18 protein-coding genes are annotated in these 23829 nt (G+C 70.0%); 8 read left to right on the top strand and 10 right to left on the bottom strand.

Going from position 1 to position 23829, the window contains the following annotated elements:
* Window positions 1-70: 70 nt before the first annotated feature.
* The 7 genes from ACWD3H_RS20325 to ACWD3H_RS20295 all read right to left on the bottom strand — a co-directional run bounded on the left by ACWD3H_RS20325 (window position 71) and on the right by ACWD3H_RS20295 (window position 9768).
* The gene (locus tag ACWD3H_RS20325; RefSeq protein ID WP_451956072.1) at window positions 71-877 is read right to left on the bottom strand and encodes a polysaccharide deacetylase family protein; all 807 of its coding nucleotides are present in this window, start codon (window positions 875-877) and stop codon (window positions 71-73) included.
* Window positions 878-1155: 278 nt separating this feature from the next.
* Window positions 1156-2604 (bottom strand): methyltransferase domain-containing protein, encoded by a 1449-nt coding sequence (locus tag ACWD3H_RS20320; protein ID WP_355549829.1) that lies wholly within the window; start codon window positions 2602-2604, stop codon window positions 1156-1158.
* Between the two features lie 837 nt (window positions 2605-3441).
* Complete coding sequence (locus tag ACWD3H_RS20315; protein WP_451956071.1) at window positions 3442-4734, bottom strand: homoserine dehydrogenase; 1293 nt, start codon at window positions 4732-4734, stop codon at window positions 3442-3444.
* A gap of 60 nt (window positions 4735-4794) precedes the next feature.
* Window positions 4795-6177 (bottom strand): diaminopimelate decarboxylase, encoded by a 1383-nt coding sequence (lysA, locus tag ACWD3H_RS20310; protein ID WP_355549826.1) that lies wholly within the window; start codon window positions 6175-6177, stop codon window positions 4795-4797.
* Window positions 6178-6317: 140 nt separating this feature from the next.
* Window positions 6318-7130: a neutral zinc metallopeptidase gene (locus ACWD3H_RS20305; RefSeq protein WP_451956070.1), complete on the bottom strand. Its 813-nt coding sequence runs from the start codon at window positions 7128-7130 to the stop codon at window positions 6318-6320.
* A gap of 43 nt (window positions 7131-7173) precedes the next feature.
* Window positions 7174-7830, bottom strand: coding sequence for a DALR anticodon-binding domain-containing protein (locus ACWD3H_RS20300; RefSeq protein ID WP_355549822.1), 657 nt, complete (start codon window positions 7828-7830; stop codon window positions 7174-7176).
* Window positions 7831-7860: 30 nt separating this feature from the next.
* Window positions 7861-9768, bottom strand: a complete 1908-nt coding sequence (locus ACWD3H_RS20295; protein ID WP_451956069.1) for a hypothetical protein — start codon at window positions 9766-9768, stop codon at window positions 7861-7863.
* 71 nt (window positions 9769-9839) lie between these two features.
* Here ACWD3H_RS20295 and ACWD3H_RS20290 point away from each other — a divergent pair, with 71 nt between their 5' ends.
* Together ACWD3H_RS20290 and treS are read left to right on the top strand one after the other, a co-directional pair.
* A complete protein-coding gene (locus ACWD3H_RS20290) occupies window positions 9840-11510 on the top strand; it encodes an asparagine synthetase B family protein (protein WP_451956068.1) in 1671 nt (556 codons plus the stop codon).
* 476 nt (window positions 11511-11986) lie between these two features.
* Window positions 11987-13684 (top strand): maltose alpha-D-glucosyltransferase, encoded by a 1698-nt coding sequence (treS, locus tag ACWD3H_RS20285; RefSeq protein ID WP_355549816.1) that lies wholly within the window; start codon window positions 11987-11989, stop codon window positions 13682-13684.
* Between the two features lie 40 nt (window positions 13685-13724).
* On the opposite strand, the gene ACWD3H_RS20280 is transcribed toward treS, so the two are convergent.
* From ACWD3H_RS20280 to ACWD3H_RS20270, 3 genes are all read right to left on the bottom strand, one after another.
* On the bottom strand, window positions 13725-16004 hold the full coding sequence (locus tag ACWD3H_RS20280) for an ABC transporter permease (protein WP_451956067.1): 2280 nt from the start codon (window positions 16002-16004) through the stop codon (window positions 13725-13727).
* Between the two features lie 89 nt (window positions 16005-16093).
* Window positions 16094-16837, bottom strand: coding sequence for an ABC transporter ATP-binding protein (locus ACWD3H_RS20275; protein ID WP_355549812.1), 744 nt, complete (start codon window positions 16835-16837; stop codon window positions 16094-16096).
* Complete coding sequence (locus ACWD3H_RS20270) at window positions 16834-17331, bottom strand: PadR family transcriptional regulator (protein ID WP_355549962.1); 498 nt, start codon at window positions 17329-17331, stop codon at window positions 16834-16836. The genes ACWD3H_RS20275 and ACWD3H_RS20270 overlap by 4 nt, the downstream gene beginning before the upstream one ends.
* Before the next feature lie 136 nt (window positions 17332-17467).
* On the opposite strand from ACWD3H_RS20270, the gene ACWD3H_RS20265 reads away from it, so the two are divergent.
* From ACWD3H_RS20265 to ACWD3H_RS20240, 6 genes are all read left to right on the top strand, one after another.
* Window positions 17468-18724: an ABC transporter substrate-binding protein gene (locus tag ACWD3H_RS20265; protein WP_355549810.1), complete on the top strand. Its 1257-nt coding sequence runs from the start codon at window positions 17468-17470 to the stop codon at window positions 18722-18724.
* 105 nt (window positions 18725-18829) lie between these two features.
* Window positions 18830-20149, top strand: a complete 1320-nt coding sequence (locus ACWD3H_RS20260; RefSeq protein ID WP_451956066.1) for an ABC transporter substrate-binding protein — start codon at window positions 18830-18832, stop codon at window positions 20147-20149.
* Window positions 20150-20161: 12 nt separating this feature from the next.
* Window positions 20162-21619 carry an ABC transporter permease subunit gene (locus ACWD3H_RS20255; RefSeq protein ID WP_451956065.1) on the top strand — a complete coding sequence of 486 codons (1458 nt, stop codon included), beginning with the start codon at window positions 20162-20164 and terminating at the stop codon, window positions 21617-21619.
* Complete coding sequence (locus ACWD3H_RS20250; RefSeq protein ID WP_451956064.1) at window positions 21616-22491, top strand: carbohydrate ABC transporter permease; 876 nt, start codon at window positions 21616-21618, stop codon at window positions 22489-22491. The genes ACWD3H_RS20255 and ACWD3H_RS20250 overlap by 4 nt, the downstream gene beginning before the upstream one ends.
* A gap of 82 nt (window positions 22492-22573) precedes the next feature.
* Window positions 22574-23251, top strand: a complete 678-nt coding sequence (locus ACWD3H_RS20245) for a uracil-DNA glycosylase (protein WP_451956063.1) — start codon at window positions 22574-22576, stop codon at window positions 23249-23251.
* Window positions 23252-23351: 100 nt separating this feature from the next.
* On the top strand, window positions 23352-23714 hold the full coding sequence (locus ACWD3H_RS20240) for a hypothetical protein (RefSeq protein ID WP_350924586.1): 363 nt from the start codon (window positions 23352-23354) through the stop codon (window positions 23712-23714).
* The last annotated feature ends 115 nt before the right edge of the window (window positions 23715-23829 follow it).

Genomic DNA, 23829 nt, shown 5'->3' with positions numbered 1-23829 from the left:
CCACATCCGGTGCCCCAGGCCCTGGACCGGACCCGCGGGGGTCGCGGAGAGGCCCCGAAGGGGCCGTTCCTCAGCCGGGCACGGGGCGGTAGCGGGCACCGACGGCACTCTGCAGCGTCTTCACGACGGTGCCGCGGGACTTGCGCGCCGCCAGCCAGTCGAGGAAGGGGTTCAGGCGCTCGGGAGCCACCGAGTAGAGTCCGCAGCGGTCGCAGACCTGGTGGAACACCAGCGGAACCAGGCCGCCACCGCTCTTCTCCGCGTTGAGTACCTGCTGTTTCATGTGTCGCAGCAGGGTGTCCTCGCGGATGGAGCTTGGCGTGCGGATCTCGTAGCGGTCTGCTGGGCGCGTGGCCTCGCTCGCCGGGCAGCCGGGGCACTTCCACTCCCTGAGCCCGCCGACCGAGCGGGCCGCGTCGTAGCCGCACCGCCTCGCCACCGCCTTGGCGTCGGAGTCGACCGCGCCGAACGGGTAGGCGAGGGTGGCCGGCCGGTACCCCCACGCCACCAGCCTCCTGCGGTCGTCGCAGATCTGCCCCTCCTGCTCGCTCTGGGTGAGCTCGGTGAGGCGGACGTGGGTCAGCGTGTGACCGCCGATCTCGTGGCCCTTCCCGGCTATCGCGGCGAGGTGGCGACGGGTCAGCTTGAGCTCGCCGCCGATGGTGTCGGTGTTGATGTAGAACGTTCCACGCATGCCGCGTTTCTCCAGCATGCGGGCCACGGCCAGGTGCGTGGAGTCACCGTCGTCGAAGGTGAGCGAGACGACGGTCTCCACCTTCTTCGCGGGTTTCGCGGTCTTCGCCTGACCGGCCTGTCCCGGCACCGTCGCGATAGCCAGCGCCACCACCGGCGCCACCATCCGGCGAACGATCTTCACGGTGAACTCTCCTTCCGGGAGGCGCGGGCGCCCCAGGAGGCTGGGAGTCGTGCAGGCGCGGACGATCACGCGAGGACAGCGAAGTCATTCGGTAACGAAGTACATAGGAGATCACTATATAAGCCCATAGGGCTGACTAAATGATCTACCGGCAAACCCCCGGGAAGCCGATGCCGACCCGGCATGGCCCGGCCCTCCTCCGAACGCCTGCCGAGTCCGCCAGCCAGATCATCGGTTCGGAATCGGGCAGACGAGGACCCTGCCGGGGGGCGTCGAGGTCAGCGCCCGTTCTCCGGGGAAGGACGGCTGCGATAGACCTGGGTCTCGATGTCCAGGCTCATCTCGCATTCCGCGCCGAAGTAGAAGTCCTGCGCCTCCTTGAAGACCTCCTCAACACCTCTCTGCGTACGCACAAAGGACAGGAGTCCCCAGGCGTCCGCCCGCCCGATACGGATCTCGTCCGGGCCGAAGGCCGGTCGCGAGCCTCCTGTGTTGCGCACCGTCGTCGAGAAACGGCGGACAGGCTCGAAGCCGAACTGCTCGGCACGCCCCGGCAGGTCGGTCAGGAACGTGCGATCACCGGCGTAGTTGCGGTTGTGCGTCTCGATCATCCGACGGATCACGTCGGGACCACGGAAGCTGTCATCGTTGACATCGACCACGTACAGGAGTCCGCCCGGGCGCAGCACCCGCCGCATCTCAAGCAGGGCCAGGTCCGGACTGCGAAGGTGAACGAACACGAAATTCGCCGTTATCACGTCGTGTGACGAGTCGGCTTCACCCGTGGCGTAAGCGGTCCCCTCGCGGAACGTGATCTCCGGAAAGCTCGACCGGGCCCTGGCGAGCAGTTGAGGTGAGGGCTCCACCCCCCGCACGCGGTACCCGGCGAGCGACTCCTCCCGCGCGACCGCCGCCAGGTATTCCCCGGGCCCGGTGCCGATGTCGAGCAACGAGGCGGGCGCGGGCGGGAACGGCGTCGACGCCAGACGCGACCGCTGCTCGGTGGCCATCAGCCGGCCCTGCGCGGTCAGGCGCGGCATCTCGGCCTCAATGGACAGCGGCTCCAGATAGTGGTTCTCGGCCCCGAGGCGTTCGGCCGCCAGCACGTCGCCGCGCCCGCTCTCCACCAGAAACCGGACGAGTGAAGGGACGGAGATCAGGCTGCCCCCGGGCGCCGGCTCCTTGTCCAGGGCCCGGTTTTTGAAATAGAACTCCTCTACGGCCTCTTCTCCTTCCACCGTCATCACTGTGCGCACATCGTCAGCGGAACCGATGTCGGCGTGCCTGACGAAATTCCGCCTGGTGTACCGGTCGATAAGGTTACGGTGCTGCCCCCTGACGAGGAGGAAAAAGCGGTCCGGTCGCAGCGACTCGCAGATCTGGCGCAGCATCGAGGTACCTATGCGTTCACTGATATGACGCCCTCGATGCTCGGCGAGTTCCACTCGCTTGCCGATCTGAACCGTCAGCCCGTCCACTTTCTGCAGTTCCAGGGTGGACAGTTCGGGCGCCCCCGGCTCATAAAGATAAGCCGATATCACGGCGATGATCTCTCCGTTGAGCATGGCGCCCAGGTGAAGGCCCTCCGGGTCCCTCTCGTGGTTCACCATCTCCTCTCCCCAGCCTTGTTCGGTCGCGAACACCTGCCGCCGGAGCCCGAGAATCCTCTCGCTGTAGTCGTTCCAATTCAGCCAGCACGCTTGAATCTCACCGCTGTTTCCGGTCACCGAACACCTCCGAGTGAATTCGTAGCCGATTCACAGAAATTCCATGGCCTTTTCAAAGCCGATCGGTCACGGCTTGGGGACCGGCCGGCGTGTTCGTCCCTTTCAGTGGGGCCGGACGTCCGGTCCGGGCGAGCACTCACTCAAACCCCCCGTCCCGAACTTCGGGTGGGTGTGGCCTATCCGGGCCGCCGTGCCCCGCCGCGCCTCCAGTCGGTGCTTGACCTCTCAATCCATGATCAGACCATTATGATCATTAACGATCACGACATTACGAACAGCTACTTGTGGCTGACTTGCAACTCAACGATCTGGCACCAAACGCTCTGCCAATCGCCCCGATCTCCCTGGACACGGCGAAAAAACCAGGGGGCATGTACGGATCCGTGTCGCGCCGGGGTTCACGATCTTGGTCGGAGAAAGGGCCGAGACCCACTCGGCACATGTCGTATGAGGGCACGAGGCGTCCAGTCGGTACTGGGGGCGCGCCACCCGCCGACGAACTTCGAGACGGCACGGATCGCGGGCGAGGCGGGAACGGTGACCGGCTGCGGCCCGGCCTCTCCTCCGTCGGATACGCCGTGTTCGCGAACTGGCACGTCTTTGTCGAACCGCCGAGCCGGGAGCCGTTTCCTAGGGCACCCACAGCCGCTTCCAGCTCAGCGCGATGATCTGGGCTCTGCGGATCCAGCCGGCCGGGGCATGTCGTACACCGGCCGGTCTGCGGATCTCGTGTTCCTCAACCGTTTCGTGCGGCGTCCGCCCGGACGGAGACCATGGCACTGCCCCGCCGGGCCCTGACGGTACGTCTCATCTGACCGCTCGAAAAGGAATGGAGCGCTACGGGGTGTCCTCACCCTCGACGCGCATGACGCTCACCACGTCGCGGACGATGTCCAGCTCGCGCAGGCCCTCGATGGTGGCCGAGAGCGCGGCGTCGCTGGCCCGGTGGGTGACCAGCACGAGCTGGGCGTCCGCGCCGTGGCCCTCCTGACGGACGGTCTGGATGGAGACGTCCTGCTTGGCGAACATGTCGGCGACCCTGGCGAGCACGCCGGGCTTGTCGGCGACGTCCAGCGAGACGTGGTAGCGCGTGACGGTCTCGCCCATCGGGTGCACGGTCAGGTCCGCGTAGGTGGACTCCTCCGAGCCCCGGGTGCTCGCCAGCACGTTGCGGGCCACGGCCACGATGTCGCCCAGCACCGCGCTCGCGGTCGGTGCGCCGCCGGCGCCCGCGCCGTAGAACATGAGCTGGCCGGCGGACTGCGCCTCGACGAACACGGCGTTGTACGCCTCGCGGACCCCCGCCAGCGGATGCGTCCTGGGGATCATCGCCGGATGCACCCGTACGCCGAACGACCTGCCGTCCTCCGAGCGGGCACAGATCGCCAGCAGCTTGATGACGTAGCCCATGGCCTTGGCGCTGGCCACGTCCGTCGCCGTGATCTCGGTGATGCCCTCGCGGTGCACGTCGGCGGCCGTCACCCGGCTGTGGAAGGCGATCCCGGCGAGGATCGCGGCCTTGGCCGCGGCGTCGAAGCCCTCCACGTCGGCGGTGGGGTCCGCCTCGGCGTAGCCCAGTGCCTGGGCCTCCCCCAGCGCGTCGGAGAACGAGGCCCCGGTGGAGTCCATCTTGTCGAGGATGTAGTTGGTGGTGCCGTTGACGATGCCGAGCACGCGGTGGACGTGATCCCCGGCGAGCGACTCGCGCAACGGGCGGACCAGCGGGATCGCGCCCGCGACGGCGGCCTCGAAGTAGAGGTCGGCGTTGCCGGCCCTGGCCGCGGCGTGGACCGTCGCGCCGTCCTCGGCGAGCAGCGCCTTGTTGGCCGTGACGACGGACTTGCCGCCGTTCAGTGCGGCCAGGATGAGCGCCCTGGCCGGCTCGATTCCGCCGATCACCTCGATGACGATGTCGATGTCGTCCCGGGTGACCAGGGCCTCGGCGTCGGTGGTGAGCAGGGCGGGGTCCACGTCGGCGTCCCGTCTGCGGCCCAGGCGCCGCACGGCGACCCCGGCGAGCTCCAGCGGTGCCCCGATGCGTGCGGTGAGGTCGTCGGCCTGCTCGCGCAGGAGCCTGACCACCTGGGAGCCGACGACCCCGCAGCCCAGAAGTGCGACTTTCAGCGCCATACGATCACGCCCCCCTCTCGCCCATGCCACGCACGGGTTTCTCGTCCGCTCCTGGTCGTTTCACAGCTGTCCTCTCAGCAGGTCGTCCTCGGTCTCCCTGCGGACGATCACGCGGGACACCCCGTCCTTGACCGCGACCACGGCGGGCTTGGGGAGGTAGTTGTAGTTGTTGGCGAGCGAGCGGCAGTAGGCGCCGGTGCCCGCGACGGCGATCAGATCGCCGGGGGCCAGGTCTCCGGGGAGCCACAGGTCGCGCACGACGATGTCGCCGCTCTCGCAGTGCTTGCCGACCATCCGGGAGAGCATCGGCTCCGCGGCGCTCTCCCGGGAGGCCAGGCGCGCGGTGTACTCGGCCCCGTAGAGGGCGGTGCGGAGGTTGTCGCTCATGCCGCCGTCGACGCTGACGTAGGTGCGCAGCCCCTCGACGTCCTTGATCGTGCCGACCTCGTAGAGCGTCACCCCGGCGAGCCCGGCGATGCCCCTGCCGGGTTCGACGGTGAGCTTGGGCACCGGCAGCCCGGCGGTCCTGGCCACCTTGCTGACGATCTCCCGCAGACTGTCGGCGATCTCCTTGACGTCGAGCGCGATGTCACCGTCGACATAGGGGATGCCGTAGCCGCCGCCGAGGTCGAGCTCGGGCAGCACGACGTCGTGCTCGTCCTTGATCTGCACCAGGAGCTTGGCCAGGCGGCCCGCGGCCACCTCGAAGCCCGCGGTGTCGGTGATCTGGGAACCGATGTGGGAGTGCAGGCCGACGAGTTCCAGCTGGGGCAGGGCGAGGATCCGCCTGGCCGCCTCCGCCGCCGCGCCGGAGCTCAGCGAGAAGCCGAACTTCTGGTCGTCGTGGGCGGTCGCGATGAACTCGTGGGTGTGGGCCTCGACGCCCACGGTGACCCGGATCATCACCCGGGGGCGCCTGCCGTGCTTGTCGGCGAGGAAGCCCAGACGGGCGATCTCCTCGAAGGAGTCGGCCACGATGTGCCCGACACCGGCCTCGACGGCCCTCTCCAGCTCGGCGTACGACTTGTTGTTGCCGTGCATGGTGATCCGCTCGGGCGGGAAGCCGACGCTGAGCGCGACGGCGAGCTCACCGGCGCTGCACACGTCGAGGCCGAGGCCCTCCTGCATGATCCAGCGGGCGACCTCACGGCACAGGAACGCCTTGCCCGCGTAGTGGACCTCGCCCCCGGAGAACGCGCCGGCGTAGTCGCGGCAGCGGGATCGGAAATCCTCCTCGTCCACCACGTAGAGCGGGGTGCCGTGCTCGGCGACCAGGTCCCTGACGTCCACGCCGCCGATCGTGATCGAGCCGTCGGCTCGCTCCGACGTTCGCGGCCAGATGGTCGGGTCAAGCGTGTTCAGGTCGGCGGGTGCGTGCGGAGGGCGCTCCTCGGGCAGCACTTCGGCATGCCGGTCACCGGCGGGATGGGCGAATCGACTCACCCGATCGAGGCTATCGGACCCGGTGATCCCCCTGAGACGATTGCCCACCTATCGAGACGCGATCGCCCTCGAACGCGCGAACTTTTTACGTTATCGACCACTTTGGCGACATATTTTAATGTCGCGTCGCGACAGGATCCTCAGGAGACCCGTTCGGCGGGAGCGCCCCAGGTGTTGCAGGACGCCACCGTGCCGCCCTCCTGGCCGCGCCGCATCCACTCGGCGCTGCTGGCGCCCGAGCCGTGCGACTGCCGGTAGCCCGCCTCCGCGCCGTCCTCGGCGCCGGAATCGTGCCCGGCGAAGCCGCGCAGGTTCTCCAGCCGGCGCGGCGTGGCGATGCGCAGCGTCACCGCCGCCAGGCAGTCCGCCTGGAGTTCGAGCCGCCGCGACCACGCCTCGTCGAAGGCCTCGGAACCTCTCTGGTCGGCGATCCCGCTGACCTCCTGAACGTGATGGGCGTACTCGTGGGCGAGCGTGAACATCATCGGGAAGGCCGGTTCGTCCTCGACCAGCACGTTGACGACGCGGGAGTCGGGACAGTAGATCCCGGCCCAGTCGTAGTCGTCGATCCCGCACGCGGCCGCCTCGGGGACGGCGATCAGCCGCACCTCCTCCGGCGGCGCGTAGTCGATGCCCACCCTCGCCAGGGTGTCCGCCCACATCCGGTCCAGGCATCCGGCGAGGGCCTTCAGCGACGCGCGGGCGTCGGCGTCGAGGTTTCCCGGGAGCGTGCCGCAGCGGGCGTCGATCGGCCCCGTCTCCTCGTACAGGCGGTGCGTCGCCGCGGCCGAGCGGGGCGAGCCCGGCGCGGTTCCGAGGAGTTCGCGCAGGTCGCCTCCCAGATAGGCGAGCCCGCCGAGGATCACCGCGAAGGCGAGCAGCATCGGCAGCACCCGTCGGATCATCCCGGGGCGGCGTGGCTCGTACGCCTCCCAGTCGCGGGGACCGCCCATTCGCCGCTCTCCTGATCCTTTTGATCTTCTTTGAGAGGGTCTATCACAACCTGTCGGGGGCCGTCTCGCCAAGCGCCGCCAGCGCCTCGGCCAGCACGTCCCGTACCGCCCGCGCCAGGCGTACGCGGGCGGTGTGCAGCTCCGACGGCTCCTCGTCACCGGCGGGGAGCGCGGCGGCCCCCTCGAAGGCGTCGTGGTAGGCCAGGGCCAGGTGCTCGGCGTAGGCGGCCCACCCGGGATCCCGGCTCACCCGCCTGCCATGCACCTCGGCCAGCGACCTGAGCACCGCCCTGTCCCTGCGGTCGTCGAGCAGTTCGGGCCTGAAGGCCCCGCCGACGCCCAGCTCCACCGCCCAGCGCTGCACGGCGACCGCCCGTGCGTGCGCGTACCTGACGACGAACCCGGGGTTGGCCCACGTCCTGGGGAGGTCGTCCCACGGGGACGTGCCCGTGACGGGGGGAACGGGCCCGCCGATCTCCGTGACGAGCTCGCCGGGCACGGACACCACGATCTCCAGAAAACCGCCGGCCGGCACCCGGACGGCCGCGATGCCCGGCAGCGCGCGAAGCCGGTCGGCCGTCCGCTCCGGATCCTCTCCCCGGCGCAGCGCGGCCGGGGAGACGTAGATCGCCTCCTCGGCCCACGTCCCCTTGGGGATCGGCGGCAGGCCGAGGACCTCACCGAGCGCGCCTGGCCTCATCTGGTCAGCCTAGACTCCGGACGTACGCGCTCAGATCAGCGCGTGCGGGTCGGCCGGGCCGTAGTCGACGAGCTGGGCCGAGCCGAGCAGCCAGCGGTCGCGGTCACGGAGGCAGACGTAGCCGAAGCGGTCCGCGGAGAAGACCTTGATCCCGTCCGCGCGGCACTGGCGCATCAGCACGTCGGCCCAGTTCTCCGAGACGTCGGCGAAGCCGATGCCGCGCAGCACCGTACGGCGGGCCAGCAGGGTGGCCCCCGCGACGTCGGGGAGGTAGGAGTACTCCGCCGAGGGCTGGCGCAGCACCGTCGCCGCGACGTCGCGCAGGTGGGCGTAGTAGGCCGCCTTGCCGACGATGTCGGCGCTCGCGAACAGGAACGCCCGGCTGAGATCGGTCAGGTAGTGCTCTCCGTACCGGTCACGGGCGTCCATGACCGCCACCAGGTCCCCCTGGCACAGGTCGAGGGCGCGGTTGAGCATGCCGCCCGTGGTGAGGCCGGGGTCGGGGCGGCGTACCGTGACGTGCACCTGGTCGGGCAGCGCGGCGCGGGCCCGCGCGGCGGCGTCCGGGACGTCCGAGAGCAGCACCAGCTGGACGACGCCCTTCTGTGGCGCGACCTGGGCCAGCGTGTGGTCCAGGTCGCCCCGGTCGATCATGATCACCGAGATGTTCAGGGTGGCCCGGCCGCTGGGCAGGCCGATCGCGTCCAGCAGATCGTCGACCTTGTTGGTCATCGTGCCCGAGGCGTACGCCTGGCGGAGCGCCAGGTGGGCCCGGCGCGGGTCGGGCTCGGTGCCGATGGAGGTTCCACAGGCGGCCAGCTCGGCCATCCGCCAGGGCTCGGTGCCCGGCGGGCAGTCGACCGCGACGGGCCAGCGGTAGGAGGTGAGCACGTCCGGATACGACAGGTGCCCGGGGAGCAGTTCCTCCAGCGAGAGCACCCGCTCGAACCGGTCCCCGGCCAGCGGCAGCGGGTTGTGCACGCGCGGCTGGATGGCGAAGGGCAGGATTCCCAGCGAGGGCGCCCGGCGGCCCGGCTCGGGCTCCTGGGCCGCCAGCGCGGCGCCCCAGGCCCCCACGGACTTGGGCAGCGCGGTCACCACGTGCTCGAACAGCCTGGCCGCGGCGACGAATCCGGCGGCCTCGCCCCCGGTGTGCCAGAAGACCGTGCGGATGCCCCGCTCCGCGCACCAGGACAGCAGGGCGCGCAGCCCCTGGCCCGGCCGGCACAGCTCCTGTGCCCACGGCCCCTCGGTCACCGACTCGACCAGCAGCAGGTGCGGGACCTCCGCCGCCAGCACCCGGGCGAAGTCCTTGGGCGTGAAGCCGGTGCTCTGGCGCCACTCGTAGCGCAGCAGTGCCTCGCCGTGCGGTGAGGCGATCACAGCGGCGGTCAGGTGCGGGCGGGTGTTCGGCCCGGTCGGGACGCGGAACGGCTTGAGCTTGACCGACCTGCCGCCGACGGTTCTGACGGAGCTGGTGGCCTGGAAGGACGCGCCGGGCACCACCGTCTTGTCGCCGCTCTTGCGCGGCACCGGCTGGCGCTTGGGAGCGGTCGGGCGTTTGGCGGGCTTGGCCGCCCCGCGCAGGCCACGCGCCAGCCGCACCGGGTTGCTCTTGCCCGTCTTGATCGCGTCACCGAGCCTGGACCAGCGGGCCACCTGCACCGAGGAGAGCTTCCACCTGGCCACCTCGGCCTGGTAACGCTGCTCCGCCAGGTCCTTGCGGAGCTTCTCCTCGGCCGCGTTCGCCGCCTCCAGCCGCTCCTCGGTCTCGCTGAGAAGTTCTCGCACCCCACGCAGTTCTTCGGCCACCCGCTCCGCGTCAGCGATCTTGGCCTGTGCCGCGTCAAGCAGACGGGCCAGCTCGGAAGCCCTTTCCGCGTGCGCCACCGCCTCCCGTAACGCCTGCCGTGTGCTTTCGAGTTGGTCGCCCGTCACGCCGTCCTCCGTTTCCTCAGCCGGGCGAAAGGATACCCTTTGCTCAATCGCGACATAGAGGAGTCAGCACGGTGCAGTGGCCGACGTTCAATGTGAGGCCGTACGTCTGCGGCGGCATCGGGCACCTCGACGAGGCGGTCCTGGAGACGCTGCGCGGGGCGGGACCGCGGGTCAGACCCGCCGTCCAGAGCCAGAACGCGGCCCTGTTCAGCTCCTCCCCGCTGCCGCCCTACCGGCGGGACGAGCGCGGCTGGGCCTTCGCCTGGGGGGAGCGCAAGCCCGGCGGGGCGGCACCGTGGAACGCACAATGGATCACCGTGGCCGAGACCTACGAGACGCCCGGCCTGATCGACGACGGCGAGCGGATCACCCTGCACGCCGGCGGCCTCGGCCTCGTGGACGTCTACTACCTGTTCCGCGGCGGGGCGCTCTACTTCTCCTCGCTGCTCGAACCGCTGCTCTCCCTGGCGCGTACCCCGTACGAGATCAACTGGGACGCCTGGGCCTCGATCATCCAGCTCACCTTCCCGTTGCGCGACGACACCCCGTACACGCAGGTGAAGCGGCTGGCCGGGGCGAGCGCGCTGGTCTTCGACCGGGCGTCGGGCCGGATCTCCGTCGAGCGGATGCTGCCCCGGTGGCTGCGCGAGGAACCGTACGAGGCGGGAAGGACCGCCGGGGAGATCCTGGAGATCCTGCACGAGGTCTACAAGGAACTCGACGGGCGCCCGCTGCTCGTACCGGTCAGCGGCGGCTACGACTCGCGGCTGCTCTGCTCGGTGGCGGTGGCCCGCGGCGCCGACGTGGAGTCGTGGACGACCAGCCCCGACGACGGCACCGACACCGACATCGTCTTCGCCAAGGCGATAACCCACGAGCTGGGCGTGCGCCACCGGGTGATCCCTCAGGACGCCGCCGCCTATCCCGACGACGCGCTGGCCGCGGCGCGGCGGCTGGAGTTCCTCACCCCGCACCACGCCTGGTACACCCCTTTCGCCCGCGAGGTGCACCGGGCCGGGCGGACCCTGGTCGACGGGCTGGCCGGGGGGCCGCTGCTGAAGAACTTCATGGTCAGCGGGGCCGCGCTGGAGGCCGCCAACCAGGCCGAGCGCAAGGCCGCGCTGCTCGGCTCGCTGGCGCTGGGCTCCCCCTCCACGCCCTTCCTGTCGGAGCGGGCGCAAGAGTGGATCACCGACAGCGTCGGGCACGCCTTCACCCAGTCGACCTCCATGCTCAACGGCCACCGGGCGGAGCTGCCGCTGTCGGTCCTGCACACCAGGACGGCGCGGGGCATCGCCCGCTCCCCGGTCAACCTGGTCGGCCCCGAGGTCTCGTTCACGGCGCCGTTCATGCACCCCGACTTCTTCGACGCGGCGCTCTCCGTCGGGGTGAACCGCAAGGACCAGGGGCGCTTCTACCGCGAGCTGCTGTACGCGGCCAACCCGCGCGTGGCCGCGCTGCCCTCCACCAACGTGGTCAAGCAGCCACTGGCGCGGGTCCCGCTCCGCTCGGCCGCCGCGCCCGCCAGGGAGTACGGCCACCGGATGCTCACCCTCGTCGCCGACGCCGTGCCCTCGCTGCTCTCCGAGCAGTTGCACACCGTGATCGCCGAGGGCCCCGACGGCCTGACGCGGTTCAACGGCTGGAACGACCGTTTCTGGGTGCGCGGCCTGGTGCTGTTCGGCGCCTGGCTCGGCGACTACCAGGACCGCCTCCCCGACCTCAGCCCGCCCTGGAACTGACCTCCTGACGCCCTCCCCCCGCCGGGCCCTACCACACGGCCCCGCGGAGTTTTCGCGCGCCCCCGGAATCGGGCCCGGCCACCCCTTCGAGAACGCCGGAGCGCGTCCCCGCCGCACCGCGCGCGCCCCGACCGGGTCCGCGGGCATAAGCCGAGGTCACCACGTTGGGGCGTGTCGTGTTTCAGGCAGGAAAACAGTAAGCGACGCGGCGATTACGCGGGCATGGCGCGATGCGCGCCGCGATTCCGTGGGGCGGGGGCGACGTACCACGCCAAGGGGGCTTCGAGGGGTTCACTCGGCTGGTAGTGTTCGGCCCAGAAAGCGCCACAACGGATGGCCCCGAATCACAAATTCGGCCCGTCCGTGGCCATGGAGCTCGTGGGGATGACGGCTCCCGCCGGCGCGGTCACCAAACATCATCAGCCGGAGCATCCGGTGACTTCGTCCTGCCCTTTATCACCGTGAGCGAGAACACGATGAATCCATCCCCCCTCCCCTCCCCCTCCCCGGAGTCCGTCGCCGAGGACTTCGTCTCGGCCGACCCCCAGTGGTACAAGCGCGCGGTCTTCTACGAGGTGCTGGTCCGCGGGTTCAAGGACTCCAACGGCGACGGCACGGGTGATCTGCGCGGCCTCATCGAGAAGCTGGACTACGTCCAGTGGCTCGGCGTCGACTGCCTGTGGCTGCTCCCGCTGTACGAGTCCCCCCTGCGTGACGGCGGTTACGACATCTCCGACTACATGAAGATCCTTCCGGACTTCGGCGATCTCGGAGACTTCGTGGAGCTGATCGAGTCGGCGCACCGGCGGGGCCTGCGCATCATCACCGACCTGGTGATGAACCACACCAGCGACAAGCACCCCTGGTTCCAGGCGTCCCGGCACGACCCCGAGGGCCCGTACGGCGACTTCTACGTCTGGTCGGACAGCCCGACCGGCTACCCCGACGCGCCGATCATCTTCATCGGCGCCGAGGAGTCCAACTGGACCTACGACCCGGTCCGCAAGCAGTACTACTGGCACCGCTTCTTCCACCACCAGCCGGACCTGAACTACGAGAACCCGGCGGTCCAGGAGGCCATGCTGGAGGTCCTGCGCTTCTGGCTGGACCTGGGCATCGACGGCTTCCGCCTCGACGCGGTGCCCTACCTCTTCGAGCGCGAGGGCACCGACTGCTCCGGCCTGCCGGAGACCCACGCCTACCTGAAGAAGGTCCGCGCCGAGGTCGACCGCCTCTACCCCGACCGGGTGCTGCTGGCCGAGGCCAACGGCTGGCCCGAGGACGTGGTCGAGTACTTTGGTGACCCCGCGGTCGGCGGCGACGAGTGCCACATGGCCTTCCACTTCCCGCTCATGCCGCGCATCTTCATGGGCGTGCGGCGGGGCAGCCGCGAGCCGATCTCCGAGATCATGTCGCGGACCCCGAAGCTCCCCGAGAGCGCCCAGTGGGGCATCTTCCTCCGTAACCACGACGAGCTGACGCTTGAGACGGTCACCGAGGAGGAGCGCGACTACATGCACTCCGAGTACGCCAAGGACCCGCGCATGCGGGCCTACCTCGGCATCCGGCGCCGCCTCGCCCCGCTGCTGGAGAACGACCGCGACCAGATCGAGCTGTTCACCGCGCTGCTGCTCTCGCTGCCCGGCTCCCCGGTCATGTACTACGGCGACGAGATCGGCATGGGTGACAACATCTGGCTGGAGGACCGCGACGCGGTCCGCACCCCGATGCAGTGGAGCCCGGACCGCAACGCGGGCTTCTCCACGGCCGATCCCGGACGTCTCTACCTGCCCGCCGTGATGGACCCGATCTACGGCTACCAGGCGGTCAACGTGGAGGCGCAGCAGCGGAACCCCGCCTCGCTGCTCCACTTCACCAGGAACATGCTGGCGATCCGCCGTGAACACCCGGTCTTCGGCACCGGCGTCTACAACGAGCTGTGGTCCAGCAACCCGGCGGTGCTCAGCTTCGTCCGTGAGGACGGGGACGACCTGATGCTCTGCGTCAACAACCTGTCGAAGTATCCGCAGCCGGTCGAGCTCGACCTGCGCCGCTTCGCGGGGATGACCCCCGTCGAGGCCAGGGGCGGGGTGCACTTCCCCGCGGTGGGCGCCCTGCCGTACCTGCTGACCCTGCCGGGTCACGGTTTCTACTGGTTCTCGCTCAAGCCCTGAGGACGGCTTTCGAGATAGCCCCGGGACGCGTGTCCCGGGGCTATCTGGCCGCTACCGGGACCTGGGCGCGGGCCGCGCGGGCCGCCGGGATCAGCGTCACCAGCAGGGCGGAGCCGACCGCGACGAGCACCGCGACGGCGAGCGTCAGGGCCGAGGGCGTACGGCCGATGCCGGCGCCGACGCCGCTGGTGTGGCCCTGCAGGTCGATCAGCCCGCTGACCAGCGAGGCCCCGGCCGCGGTGCCCGCGACCACGCCCAGCACGATCAGCAGGCCGGTCCCGGTGACCAGGGTGGCGGCCACCTGTCTGGGCGTGAGGCCCATGGCCTTGAGCACCGCGAGGTCGAAGGCGTGGTCGCGCAGGCCCAGGGCACCGGCCGTCAGGAGGTTGGCCAGGCCCAGCAGGGCGAGCACGCCGATCAGCGCCACGATCACCAACCGGATGATCGCGAGCCGCTCCGCCGGGTTGACCACCCGGTGCACCTCAAGGGCCTCTCCCGAGGCGGCCAGCAGCCGCGCCCGGACCTCGACCGGGTCCGCGCCCGGCCTGAGCACCAGGCTGTAGAACTGCGGCGGTACCGCGTCCTTGGCCGCGAGGCTGTCGATGCCGAAGGAGAGCACCTCCCCGTCCTGGTCCGGCTCCACCACCCGGCCCACCAGGTGCACGATCAGCGGGGTGCCGCCCACGGTCAGCCGGACCCGATCGCCGATCCGCACCCCCAGCAGGTCGAACAGCCCCTGCCCGGCGACCGCCTCTCCCCTGGCGGCGTACATCCGGCCCTCGACCACCGAGAACGGGTACGGCTCGGCCGAGGTGCCCGCGGCGCGGGTCAGCACGCTCCTGGTCTGCTCGGGCTCCAGGGCGAGCACCTCGGCGCCGGGATAGGCGGCCAGCACCCCGGGGTCGGCCCTGGCGATCCTGAGGGCCTCGTCCGCGGGGAGCTCGTCCGGGCGTACCGTGAGCGCCGCCGCCTGGCCCACCTGCTCGGGGTGACGGAGGAAGTCGTCCAGGGTGGCCCAGCAGCCGAGCCCGATGGTGATCATCATCATCGGGATCGCGACACCGAAGATGCTCAGGAACGCCGGGACCCGCCGGGTGAAGGCGTCACGGGTGCCCAGGACCAGGGCGGGCGGCAGCCGCAGCAGCAGCGCCAGCCGCGCCAGGTGCGACAGGTGCCCCCGGAGCGGCGCCGCGGGGGCCGCGGGGATCGGAGGGGTGCGCCCGCCACGCCAGGCCGGCAGGGCCACCGCCACGCAGACCACCGCGGCGGTGCCGCCGGCGATGGCGAGCAGCGGGCCCGGCGAGAGCGGCAGGATCGGCGCCCCGTCCAGGACGAACGAGGCGGCGACCTGACCGCAGAGGAGCCCGATGACGATGCCGAGCGACCCGAGCGCACCGTGCTCGGCCATCAGCACGCCGAAGACCTGGCCCCGGGTGTAGCCGAGGGACTTGAGGGTGGCGATGTCCCGGGTCTGGGTCAGCACCCGGCCGCCCACCGCGTTGGCGATGGCGAGCGCGGCGGCGACCAGCCCGGTGATGCCGAACAGCGCGAGCAGCAGGCCGAGCAGCCGGTTGTCCAGCTCCATCGAGGCGCGGACCTCGCGCCAGGTGGACATCCGCTGGACCTGCCCCTCCAGGAGGGTGACGGCACCGTGGACGGCGGGCAGCGTGGCCTCGCCGTCGGCCAGGCGCAGCCCGGTGACCGACTCGCTGCGGCCCAGCGCGGGCTCGACCCTGGCCAGGACCGGCGCGAGCGTCCAGGCCAGGCCGGGCGTCCACTCGGGATAGAAGCCCTGGTCGGCGCTGTCCGCCAGGCCGACCACGATGAGCGGGTGGGTGGCGCCGTTGAGCCCGGTCACCAGGAAGGGGCCGCCCACCCTCAGGCCGAGCGCCCTGGCGAAGGAGCGCTCGACGACCACGCCGTCGGTGTCGCCGGGGCGGAGCGGGCGCCCCTCGCGGATCAGCGGGACGGCGACCTTCGGCGGCGTCGCGGACATCTCGCGCAGCGCCACCGGCGACTTCTTCCCGTCCAGGGTGAGCGTGACCGGGGCCGACCGGTAGGGACCGGCCACCTGGACCACGCCGGGGAGCCTCGACAGTGCGGCCACCTCGGGGGCGTCCCTGGTGTGTATCCACACGTGCGCGCCCCTGGACTCGGCGAACAGGCCGCGCCACGGGTTGGTGCCGTCCTCAAGCAGGGTCGCGGAGGTGATCAGCGCCGTGACGATCCCCGCCACGGCCAGCACCGTCAGCAGCGCCTGCCCTCTGCGTGCCCTGAGGTCGGCCCGGATCCATCTGAAGGAGGCTCGGGCGGTGCTCACCGCGACGCCCCCCGGATCCGGGTCCGCACGGCCCACCCGGCGGCGTTCGGGAGCACGGGTCGAAAGGTCCCCGGCGGCAGGGGCATCGGTCAGCCTCTCAGCTCGACGACGTCGCCCGCGCTGCCCCTGGGACGGCGGCGGACCAGGCCGGCGCCGCCGTCGTCGACGATCTGACCGTCCAGCAGGGAGACCACCCGGTCGGCCAGGCTCGCCACCCGGGCGTCGTGGGTGACCATGATGACGGTCTGGCCCTCGCGGTGGACCTCGCCGAGCAGGCGCAGGACGTCGCGGGTGTTGCGGCTGTCGAGATTGCCGGTGGGCTCGTCCGCGAGCAGCAGGCTCGGCTTGTTGGCCAGCGCGCGGGCCAGCGCGACCCGCTGCTGCTCGCCCCCGGCCAGCTGGGCGGGCGCGGCGTCGGCACGCGCGGTCAAGCCGAGCTCGCCGAGCAGGTACTCGCGGCGCAGGCGGGCCTCGCGCGCGCCGACCCCGGCCAGCAGCGCGGGCAGCTCGACGTTGTCGGCCACGGTCATGTTGGCGACGAGATTGAAGAACTGGAAGACGAAGCCGATCTTCCGGCGGCGGAGCAGCGCCCAGGCGCTCTCGTTCAGCGTGTCGGCCCGCTGCCCGTCGAGCCAGATCTCGCCGCTGGTCCTGGCCTCCAGACCACCGATCATGTGGACCAGCGTGGACTTGCCCGACCCCGACGGCCCCATGACCGCCACGAACTCCCCCGCGTTCACCCGCAGGTCGACCCCCCGCACGGCGGGCACCGGCACCCCGCCGTCCTGGTAGATCTTGACAAGATTGACTGTGTCGACCACGGGGGACGTCAACTCAACTCCTCCTGGCAGCGTTCGAGCCACTCAAGGTCGGCCTGGAGGTGCAGCATGGCCCCCTCGACCAGCAGGAGCGCGACACGATTGCCCGGATCGGTCCGCTCCACGAGTTCGTTGAGGTCGCGCATGAGCCCGAGGTAGTGCCGGCGCTGGCGGTTGATCATCGCCATCCTGTCGGCGATGCCGGTCATCGGGGCCAGCACGAGCTTCATGAAGAACTCGTCCCTGACCCTGGGCCCCTCGGTGGGCTCGTCCACCCAGGTGTCGAGGATGTCGCGGCCCGCGGCCGTCAGGTGGTAGACCTTCTTGTTCGGCCGGTTGGACTGCGCGACGTCCACCGCGCGCACCAGACCGTCCTTCTCCAGGCGGCCGAGCGTGACGTAGATCTGCCCGATGTTCGGTGAGGGGTAGGCGCTCCCGAAGATCTGCTCAAGCGCCTGTTTGAGCTCGTAGCCGTGGGCAGGTTCCTTCGCGAGGAGCGCCAGCAGCATCAGCCGCACGCCCCACCTCCTCGGAGAGCTCGTTACGTGAGCGTTACGGGTTTATCCGTTGACGACGATGTTATCGCCATGCATAACATGCATCTACCTAACATGTATGTAATCAGCCGGAAACCGGGAGGCCACGGTGCGTCGACTCATCCCCGTCGTGCTCATCGTGCTTCTCGTCGCCGGCTGCTCGGCGGCCGGAGAGCGGGAGGGCGAACGGTTCGGCGGGACCGGCCCGTTCACCCTGGTGATCGGGCGCCCCGCGACCGCCTACCTGCAGCCGCTGCTCGATCGCTGGAACCAGACCCACCCCGAGGAGCGGGCGACCCTGCTCGAACTCCCCGAGGCGGCCGACGAGCAGCGGGCGCAGATGGTCGCCAACCTCCAGGCCAAAAGCGACCGATACGACGTGATCGGGCTGGACGTGATCTGGACCGCGGAGTTCGCCGACGCCGGCTGGATCCTGCCGCTGGAGCGCTCGATGTTCCCGCTCGACCGGTTCCTGCCACCGGTCGTCGACACGGCGGTCTACCGGGACAAGCTCTGGGCCGTGCCGTACACCAGCAACGCCGGGCTGCTCTACTACCGCAAGGACCTGCTGGCCAAGCAGGGTTTCAAACCGCCGAAGACCTGGGAGGAACTCCGCACGCAGGCACGCACTCTGCACGAGAGGTACGGCATCGGCGGCTACGCCGGCCAGTTCCTGGCCTACGAGGGCCTGACCGTCAACTTCACCGAGGCCGTGCAGTCGGCGGGCGGGCAGATCCTCAGCCAGGACGGCACCAAGGTGACCATGGACGTGGCCAGGGCGAAGGCCGGCCTGAACTTCCTGGTGGACGGGTTCCGGGAGGGCTGGATCCCGCAGGAGTCGCTCTCCTTCAAGGAGGACGAGGCACAGCTCGCCTTCGAGGAGGGCCGGCTGGCCTTCGCCCGCAACTGGCCGCACGCCTACGGACCGGCCACCACCTCGGCGGTCGCCGGCAAGTTCGGGGTGACCCGGCTGCCCGGCCTCGACGGCCCCGGCACCGGCTCGCTCGGCGGCTACAACCTCGCGGTGAGCGCCTTCTCCAAGCGGCAGAAGTCGGCCACCGACTTCATCCGCTACTTCACCGGCCTGGAGAACCAGCGAAAGGTGCTCACCAACGGCTCGTTCCCGCCCGTGTGGGCCGAACTGTACGACGACCCCGCCCTGATCAAGCGTTTCCCCTACCTGCCGGTCCTCAAGCAGAGCATCCTCTCCGCCCGGCCCAGACCGGCGGGTGCCAACTACAACCAGGTGAGCCTGGTGATCGCCAGCGCGGTCTCCAATGCGCTCACCCCACCCTTCGAGGAGGCCGGCGACGACGTTGTCGCCTCCATGAGAGACCAGCTCGACGAGATCATTCGGGCTCGTTGACGCCGGGGTACCCCCTGGCGGGAGCCGTCATCCCCATCTCGGCTGCTTGTACGTCCTCACATCCCCCTGTTCCAAAACCTTGACATCTCAGGAGGTCTGTTCAGCATGCGCAGAACCATTGCAGCGGTGACCACGGCGGGACTCGCCCTGGCACTCGCCGCGTGCGGCGGCGGGTCGGCCACTCCGGCACCGGCCGGGAGCGGTGGCTCGTCCGCGCCCGCCGCCAAGACCCTCGACGGGGTGTCCATCGAGGTCGCCGCCAAGTGGACCGGCCCCGAACAGGCCAACTTCGAGCAAGTGCTCAAGGCGTTCGAGGCGAAGACCGGCGCCAAGGTCATCTATGCCTCCACCGGCGAGGACACCGGCGCCTACCTCGGTCCCCGCATCCAGGGCGGCAACCCGCCGGACGTCGCGATCCTGCCCCAGCCGGGCCTGGTCAAGCAGTACGCGGACCAGAAGGCGCTCAAGCCGCTCACCGCCGGGGTCCTGAAGCAGATCGACGACAACTACACCCCGTACTGGAAGGAGCTCGGCTCCGCGGGCGGCCAGTCCTACGGCGTGCTGGTGAAGGCGGCCCACAAGTCGCTCATCTGGTACCGCGACCAGGCGTTCCAGGACGCGGGGGCGCAGCCTCCGGCCACCTGGGACGATCTGATCAAGACCGCCCAGACGATCGCCGACTCCGGCACCCCGCCGTTCTCCCTCTGCGGCGCCTCCGGCTGGACGCTGACCGACCTGTTCGAGAACGTCTACCTGTCCAGCGCGGGCCCGGAGAACTACACCAAGCTCTCCAACCACGAGATCCCGTGGACCGACCCCAGCGTGACCGGCGCGCTGGAGAAGATCGGGCAGCTCGTCGGCAAGAAGGAGTTCCTGCTCGGCGGCTCCTCCGGCGCCCTGCAGACCGACTTCCCGACCTGCGTGACCCAGGTCTACGGCCAGGACAAGTCCGCCATGGTCATCGAGGCCGACTTCGTGGGCACCACCGCCGAGGAGTCGGGCGCCAAGCTGGGCGAGGAGGCCAAGTACTTCCCGTTCCCGAAGGCCGGTGACACCGAGCCGGTCGTGCTGGGCGGCGACATCGCGGTGGTGATGAAGGACTCCGAGGGCGCGATGGCCCTGCTGGAGTTCCTCGCCTCCGTCGAGGGCGGCGAGATCTGGGCGAAGCTCCCCGGCTACCTCTCCCCCAACCGCAACGTCTCGCCCGACAACTACCCCGCCGAGCTGACCAAGCAGCTCGCCCAGACGATCATCTCCGCCGGCGACGCGGTCCGCTACGACATGTCCGACCTGGCGCCGAGCGCCTTCGGCGGCACGGACGGCAAGGGCCAGTGGAAGCTCCTGCAGGACTTCGTCCGCGACCCCTCGGACGTCAAGGGCATCCAGGCCAAGCTCGAGGCCGAGGCCAAGAAAGCCTGGAAGTAAGGGAGACAGGCCGTGACCGACCGGTTAGACGGCCCGCAGGGCCCGCACGGCGACACCGCCGGCGGGTCCTCCCCCGGACCTGACGACACCCGGCGACCGGCGCCCGACGCCGGCACCGAGGTCCGCACCTCCCCAGCCGCCGCCCCCGCCGGGGGCACCGCGCCGATGGAGGCGAAGAGGGCCACCCGGCTGGGACCGCCGCCGAGCATGGCGATCTGGTTCCTGCTGCCGGGGGCGCTCCTGCTCGGCGTGATGGTGATCTACCCGATCATCTACTCGATCTTCCGCAGCCTCTATGACGCCAACGGCGACGGTTTCGTCGGCGCGGAGAACTACGCCACGATCTTCAGCGACTCCGCCACCCTGGTCACGATCAGGAACAACCTGATCTGGGTGGTGGTGGCCCCGCTCCTGGTCACCGTGATGGGCTTGATCTTCGCGGTGCTCACCGAGCGGATCCGCTGGGCCACGGCTTTCAAACTGATCGTGTTCATGCCGATGGCCGTCTCCCTGATGGCCTCCGGCGTCATCTTCCGCCTGGTGTACGAGCAGGACCCCGACCGGGGCGTGGCCAACGCCGTGATCACCTCGGTGACCGGCCTCTTCGGCTCCGACCAGGGCTATCCCGACGCCCGTCCCAGGGAGAACGACCAGGCACCGGTCATCGCCCAGCAGGGCGCGGTGGTGAGCAGGGGGCCCGCCGCCCCCGGGCAGGCGGTGCTCGTCCCGCTGGTCGGCGTGAAGCCGGACTCCCTCGCCTCGGCCGCACCGGCGAAGGCGGCCCAGCCGGGTCCCGGCGAGCTGGCCGGGACGGTGTGGGTGGACTTCGCCCAGGGCGGCGGCGGAGCGGTCAACCAGGTGGATCCGACGGAGAAGGGGCTGGTCGGGGTGACCGTGGAGGCGGTGCGGGACGGCGCCGTCAAGGCCACCGCCCGCACCGAGGCCGACGGCACCTTCCGCTTCACCGGCCTCGCTCCCGGCGACTACCAGGTGCGGCTGCCGCAGTCGAACTTCCAGGCGGCCTTCAACGGGATCTCCTGGCTGGGACCGACCCTGATCACCCCGGCGATCATCGGGGCGTTCGTCTGGGTGTGGGCCGGGTTCTCCATGGTGCTGATCGCGGCGGGCCTGTCGGCCATCCCGCGCGACGCGCTCGAGGCGGCCCGCATCGACGGCGCCACCGAGTGGCAGGTGTTCCGCAGGATCACCGTCCCGCTGCTCGCCCCGGTGCTGCTCGTCGTGTTCGTCACGATGATCATCAACACGTTGAAGGTCTTCGACCTGGTCTTCGTCATCGCGCCGGGATCGGTGCAGCCGCAGGCCAACGTGATCGCGCTGGAGATGTGGCGCGTCTCCTTCGGCGGCGGAGGCAACCAGGGGCTGGGCAGCGCGCTCTCCATCTTCCTGCTGATCCTCGTGCTGCCCTTCATGATTCTCAACATCCGCCGGTTCAGGAGGGACAACCAGTGACCACCTCCACCCTCGGCGCTCCACCGCGCAGCGCGGCGGGCCGCGTCGTCGACCGGATCGGCGGCGGCCTGGTCCAGGCGGTGCTGGTGCTGATCGGCATCTTCTGGCTGGTCCCGACCCTCGGGCTGTTCGTGGTCTCGCTCCGCGAGGAGACGGCCAACAACTCCACCGGCTGGTGGACCGCCCTTGTCAAACCCGCCGAGTTCACCCTCAAGAGCTACTCCGACCTGCTGGCGAGCGGGTTCACCGCGTCGTTCTGGAACACCGTGTTCATCACGGTGCCCGCGACGCTCCTGGTGATCGGCATCGCGGCCATGGCGGCGTACGCGTTCGCCTGGATGGAGTTCCCCGGCAGGGACGTGCTCTTCCTCGTGGTGGTCGGCCTGCTGGTGGTGCCGATCCAGATCGCGCTGATCCCGATCGCGAAGCTCTACGGCACGGTCGGCATCTTCGGCTCCATCGCGGGCGTGGTCCTCTTCCACGTCGCCTTCGGGCTTCCGTTCGCCATCTTCCTGCTCCGCAACTTCTTCGCGGGCATCCCCCGCTCGCTGCTCGAGGCGGCGCGCATGGACGGTGCCGGCGAGTGGAAGATCTTCTCGACCGTGGTGTTCCCGCTGGCCAAGCCCGCGGTCGCCTCGCTCGGCATCTTCCAGTTCCTCTGGGTCTGGAACGACCTGCTCGTCGCCCTGGTCTTCGCCAACACCGAGAACCAGCCGATGACCAAGGCCCTGCAATCCCAGATGCGGCAATTCGGGACCAACGTGGACATTCTTGCGCCAGGTGCTTTCCTGTCGCTGATCATCCCATTGATCCTCTTTTTCGCCTTCCAGAGGTATTTCGTCCAAGGGATGATGGCCGGCTCGGTGAAGTAGAGCCAGGGGCAGGCCCGGTGCGGCGCGCGCTGATTTCCGGCACACGCCGTACCGGGCCTAAAACATCGATAGGGTCCTGCACATGGCCGCACGTCCCTTGAATGAAGTCGTGGAAGCCGGGTGGGCCAAGGCCCTGGAACCGGCTGCCGAGAAGATCGCCGAGATGGGCGAGTTCCTCCGGAGGGAAGTGGCGGAGGGCAGGCAGTACCTTCCGTCCGGGGCCAACGTGCTCCGCGCCTTCCAGCAGCCCTTTGACCAGGTCAAGGTGCTGATCGTGGGGCAGGATCCGTATCCCACGCCGGGTCACCCCATCGGTCTGAGCTTCTCCGTCGCCGCAGACGTACGCCCGATCCCGGCCAGCCTGCGCAACATCTACAAGGAGCTCACCGAGGATCTCGGGCTGCCGATGCCGAGCAACGGCGACCTGACCCCATGGACCGAGCAGGGCGTGCTGCTGCTCAACCGGGTGCTCACCGTCATGCCGGGCAAGCCCGCCTCGCACCGGGGCAAGGGCTGGGAGGAGGTCACCGAGCAGGCCATCAAGGCCCTCGTCGCACGCGAGCAGCCGATGGTGGCGATCCTGTGGGGGCGCGACGCCCGCAACCTGCGCCCGATGCTCGGCAACATCCCGGCCATCGAGTCGGCCCACCCCAGCCCCCTGTCGGCCCGCAGCGGCTTCTTCGGCTCCCGCCCGTTCAGCAAGACGAACGAGCTTCTCCAGCAGCAGGGCGCGACCCCCGTGGAGTGGAAGCTCCCCTAGCCGCGTCCCGCGGATCTTACGGCGCGGAGCAGCGGGCAAAAGATCCAACGGGCAGGTCCCAGGCCCTGTCCGACCCTCACCAGGCACTAGGATTTCCACCATGAGTGATGAATCGGGCACCGAACGCTATCTGCGTCTGACTGTTGAGCTGACTGTGGAGGTGCAGGACATCGCCTCCCTGCAGGCCGCCGCGTTGAAGGAGATCAACCACCCTGACGCCGACCTGGACGACGACGAGCGCAAGGAGCAGGCCGAACTGGTCTCGGCCGACGAGACCGGCGCCACGGCGCTGCAGTGGCTGATCGAGCCGGACCACGTCCTGGGATTGATCGAGCACGTCGAGCAGATCGAGCCCCGCGAGGCCGTGCTGGGCGTCGAGCCCTCCGACGGCCCCTCGGATGAGGACGAGGACGAGGACGACCACGCGGGCCACGACCACGCCGGTCACAACCACCGGCACTGAGAGCGTCCCCGTAGCCCCGCCGGTGGGGGGGGGTGTGGGGGCGGGGCAACGCCCCCCCCCGCGGGGGGTGGGCGGAGGGGAGAAGGGGGGGGGGGGGGCGGGGGTTGGGAGGAGG

It is taken from the genome of Streptosporangium sp. NPDC002607, assembly GCF_053592655.1.
Note: the sequence above shows the minus strand (reverse complement) of the source record. Positions and strands in the feature narration are given on the sequence as shown.

Excerpts from the sequence above, each read along its gene's own strand:
- ACWD3H_RS20305 (WP_451956070.1), bottom strand. The coding sequence starts at position 7,130 with ATGGGCGGTCCCCGCGACTGGGAGGCGTACGAGCCACGCCGCCCCGGG.
- ACWD3H_RS20315 (WP_451956071.1), bottom strand. The coding sequence starts at position 4,734 with ATGGCGCTGAAAGTCGCACTTCTGGGCTGCGGGGTCGTCGGCTCCCAG.
- treS (WP_355549816.1), top strand. The coding sequence starts at position 11,987 with ATGAATCCATCCCCCCTCCCCTCCCCCTCCCCGGAGTCCGTCGCCGAG.
- ACWD3H_RS20245 (WP_451956063.1), top strand. The coding sequence starts at position 22,574 with ATGGCCGCACGTCCCTTGAATGAAGTCGTGGAAGCCGGGTGGGCCAAG.
- ACWD3H_RS20270 (WP_355549962.1), bottom strand. The coding sequence starts at position 17,331 with ATGCTGCTGGCGCTCCTCGCGAAGGAACCTGCCCACGGCTACGAGCTC.
- ACWD3H_RS20240 (WP_350924586.1), top strand. The coding sequence starts at position 23,352 with ATGAGTGATGAATCGGGCACCGAACGCTATCTGCGTCTGACTGTTGAG.
- ACWD3H_RS20260 (WP_451956066.1), top strand. The coding sequence starts at position 18,830 with ATGCGCAGAACCATTGCAGCGGTGACCACGGCGGGACTCGCCCTGGCA.
- ACWD3H_RS20300 (WP_355549822.1), bottom strand. The coding sequence starts at position 7,830 with ATGAGGCCAGGCGCGCTCGGTGAGGTCCTCGGCCTGCCGCCGATCCCC.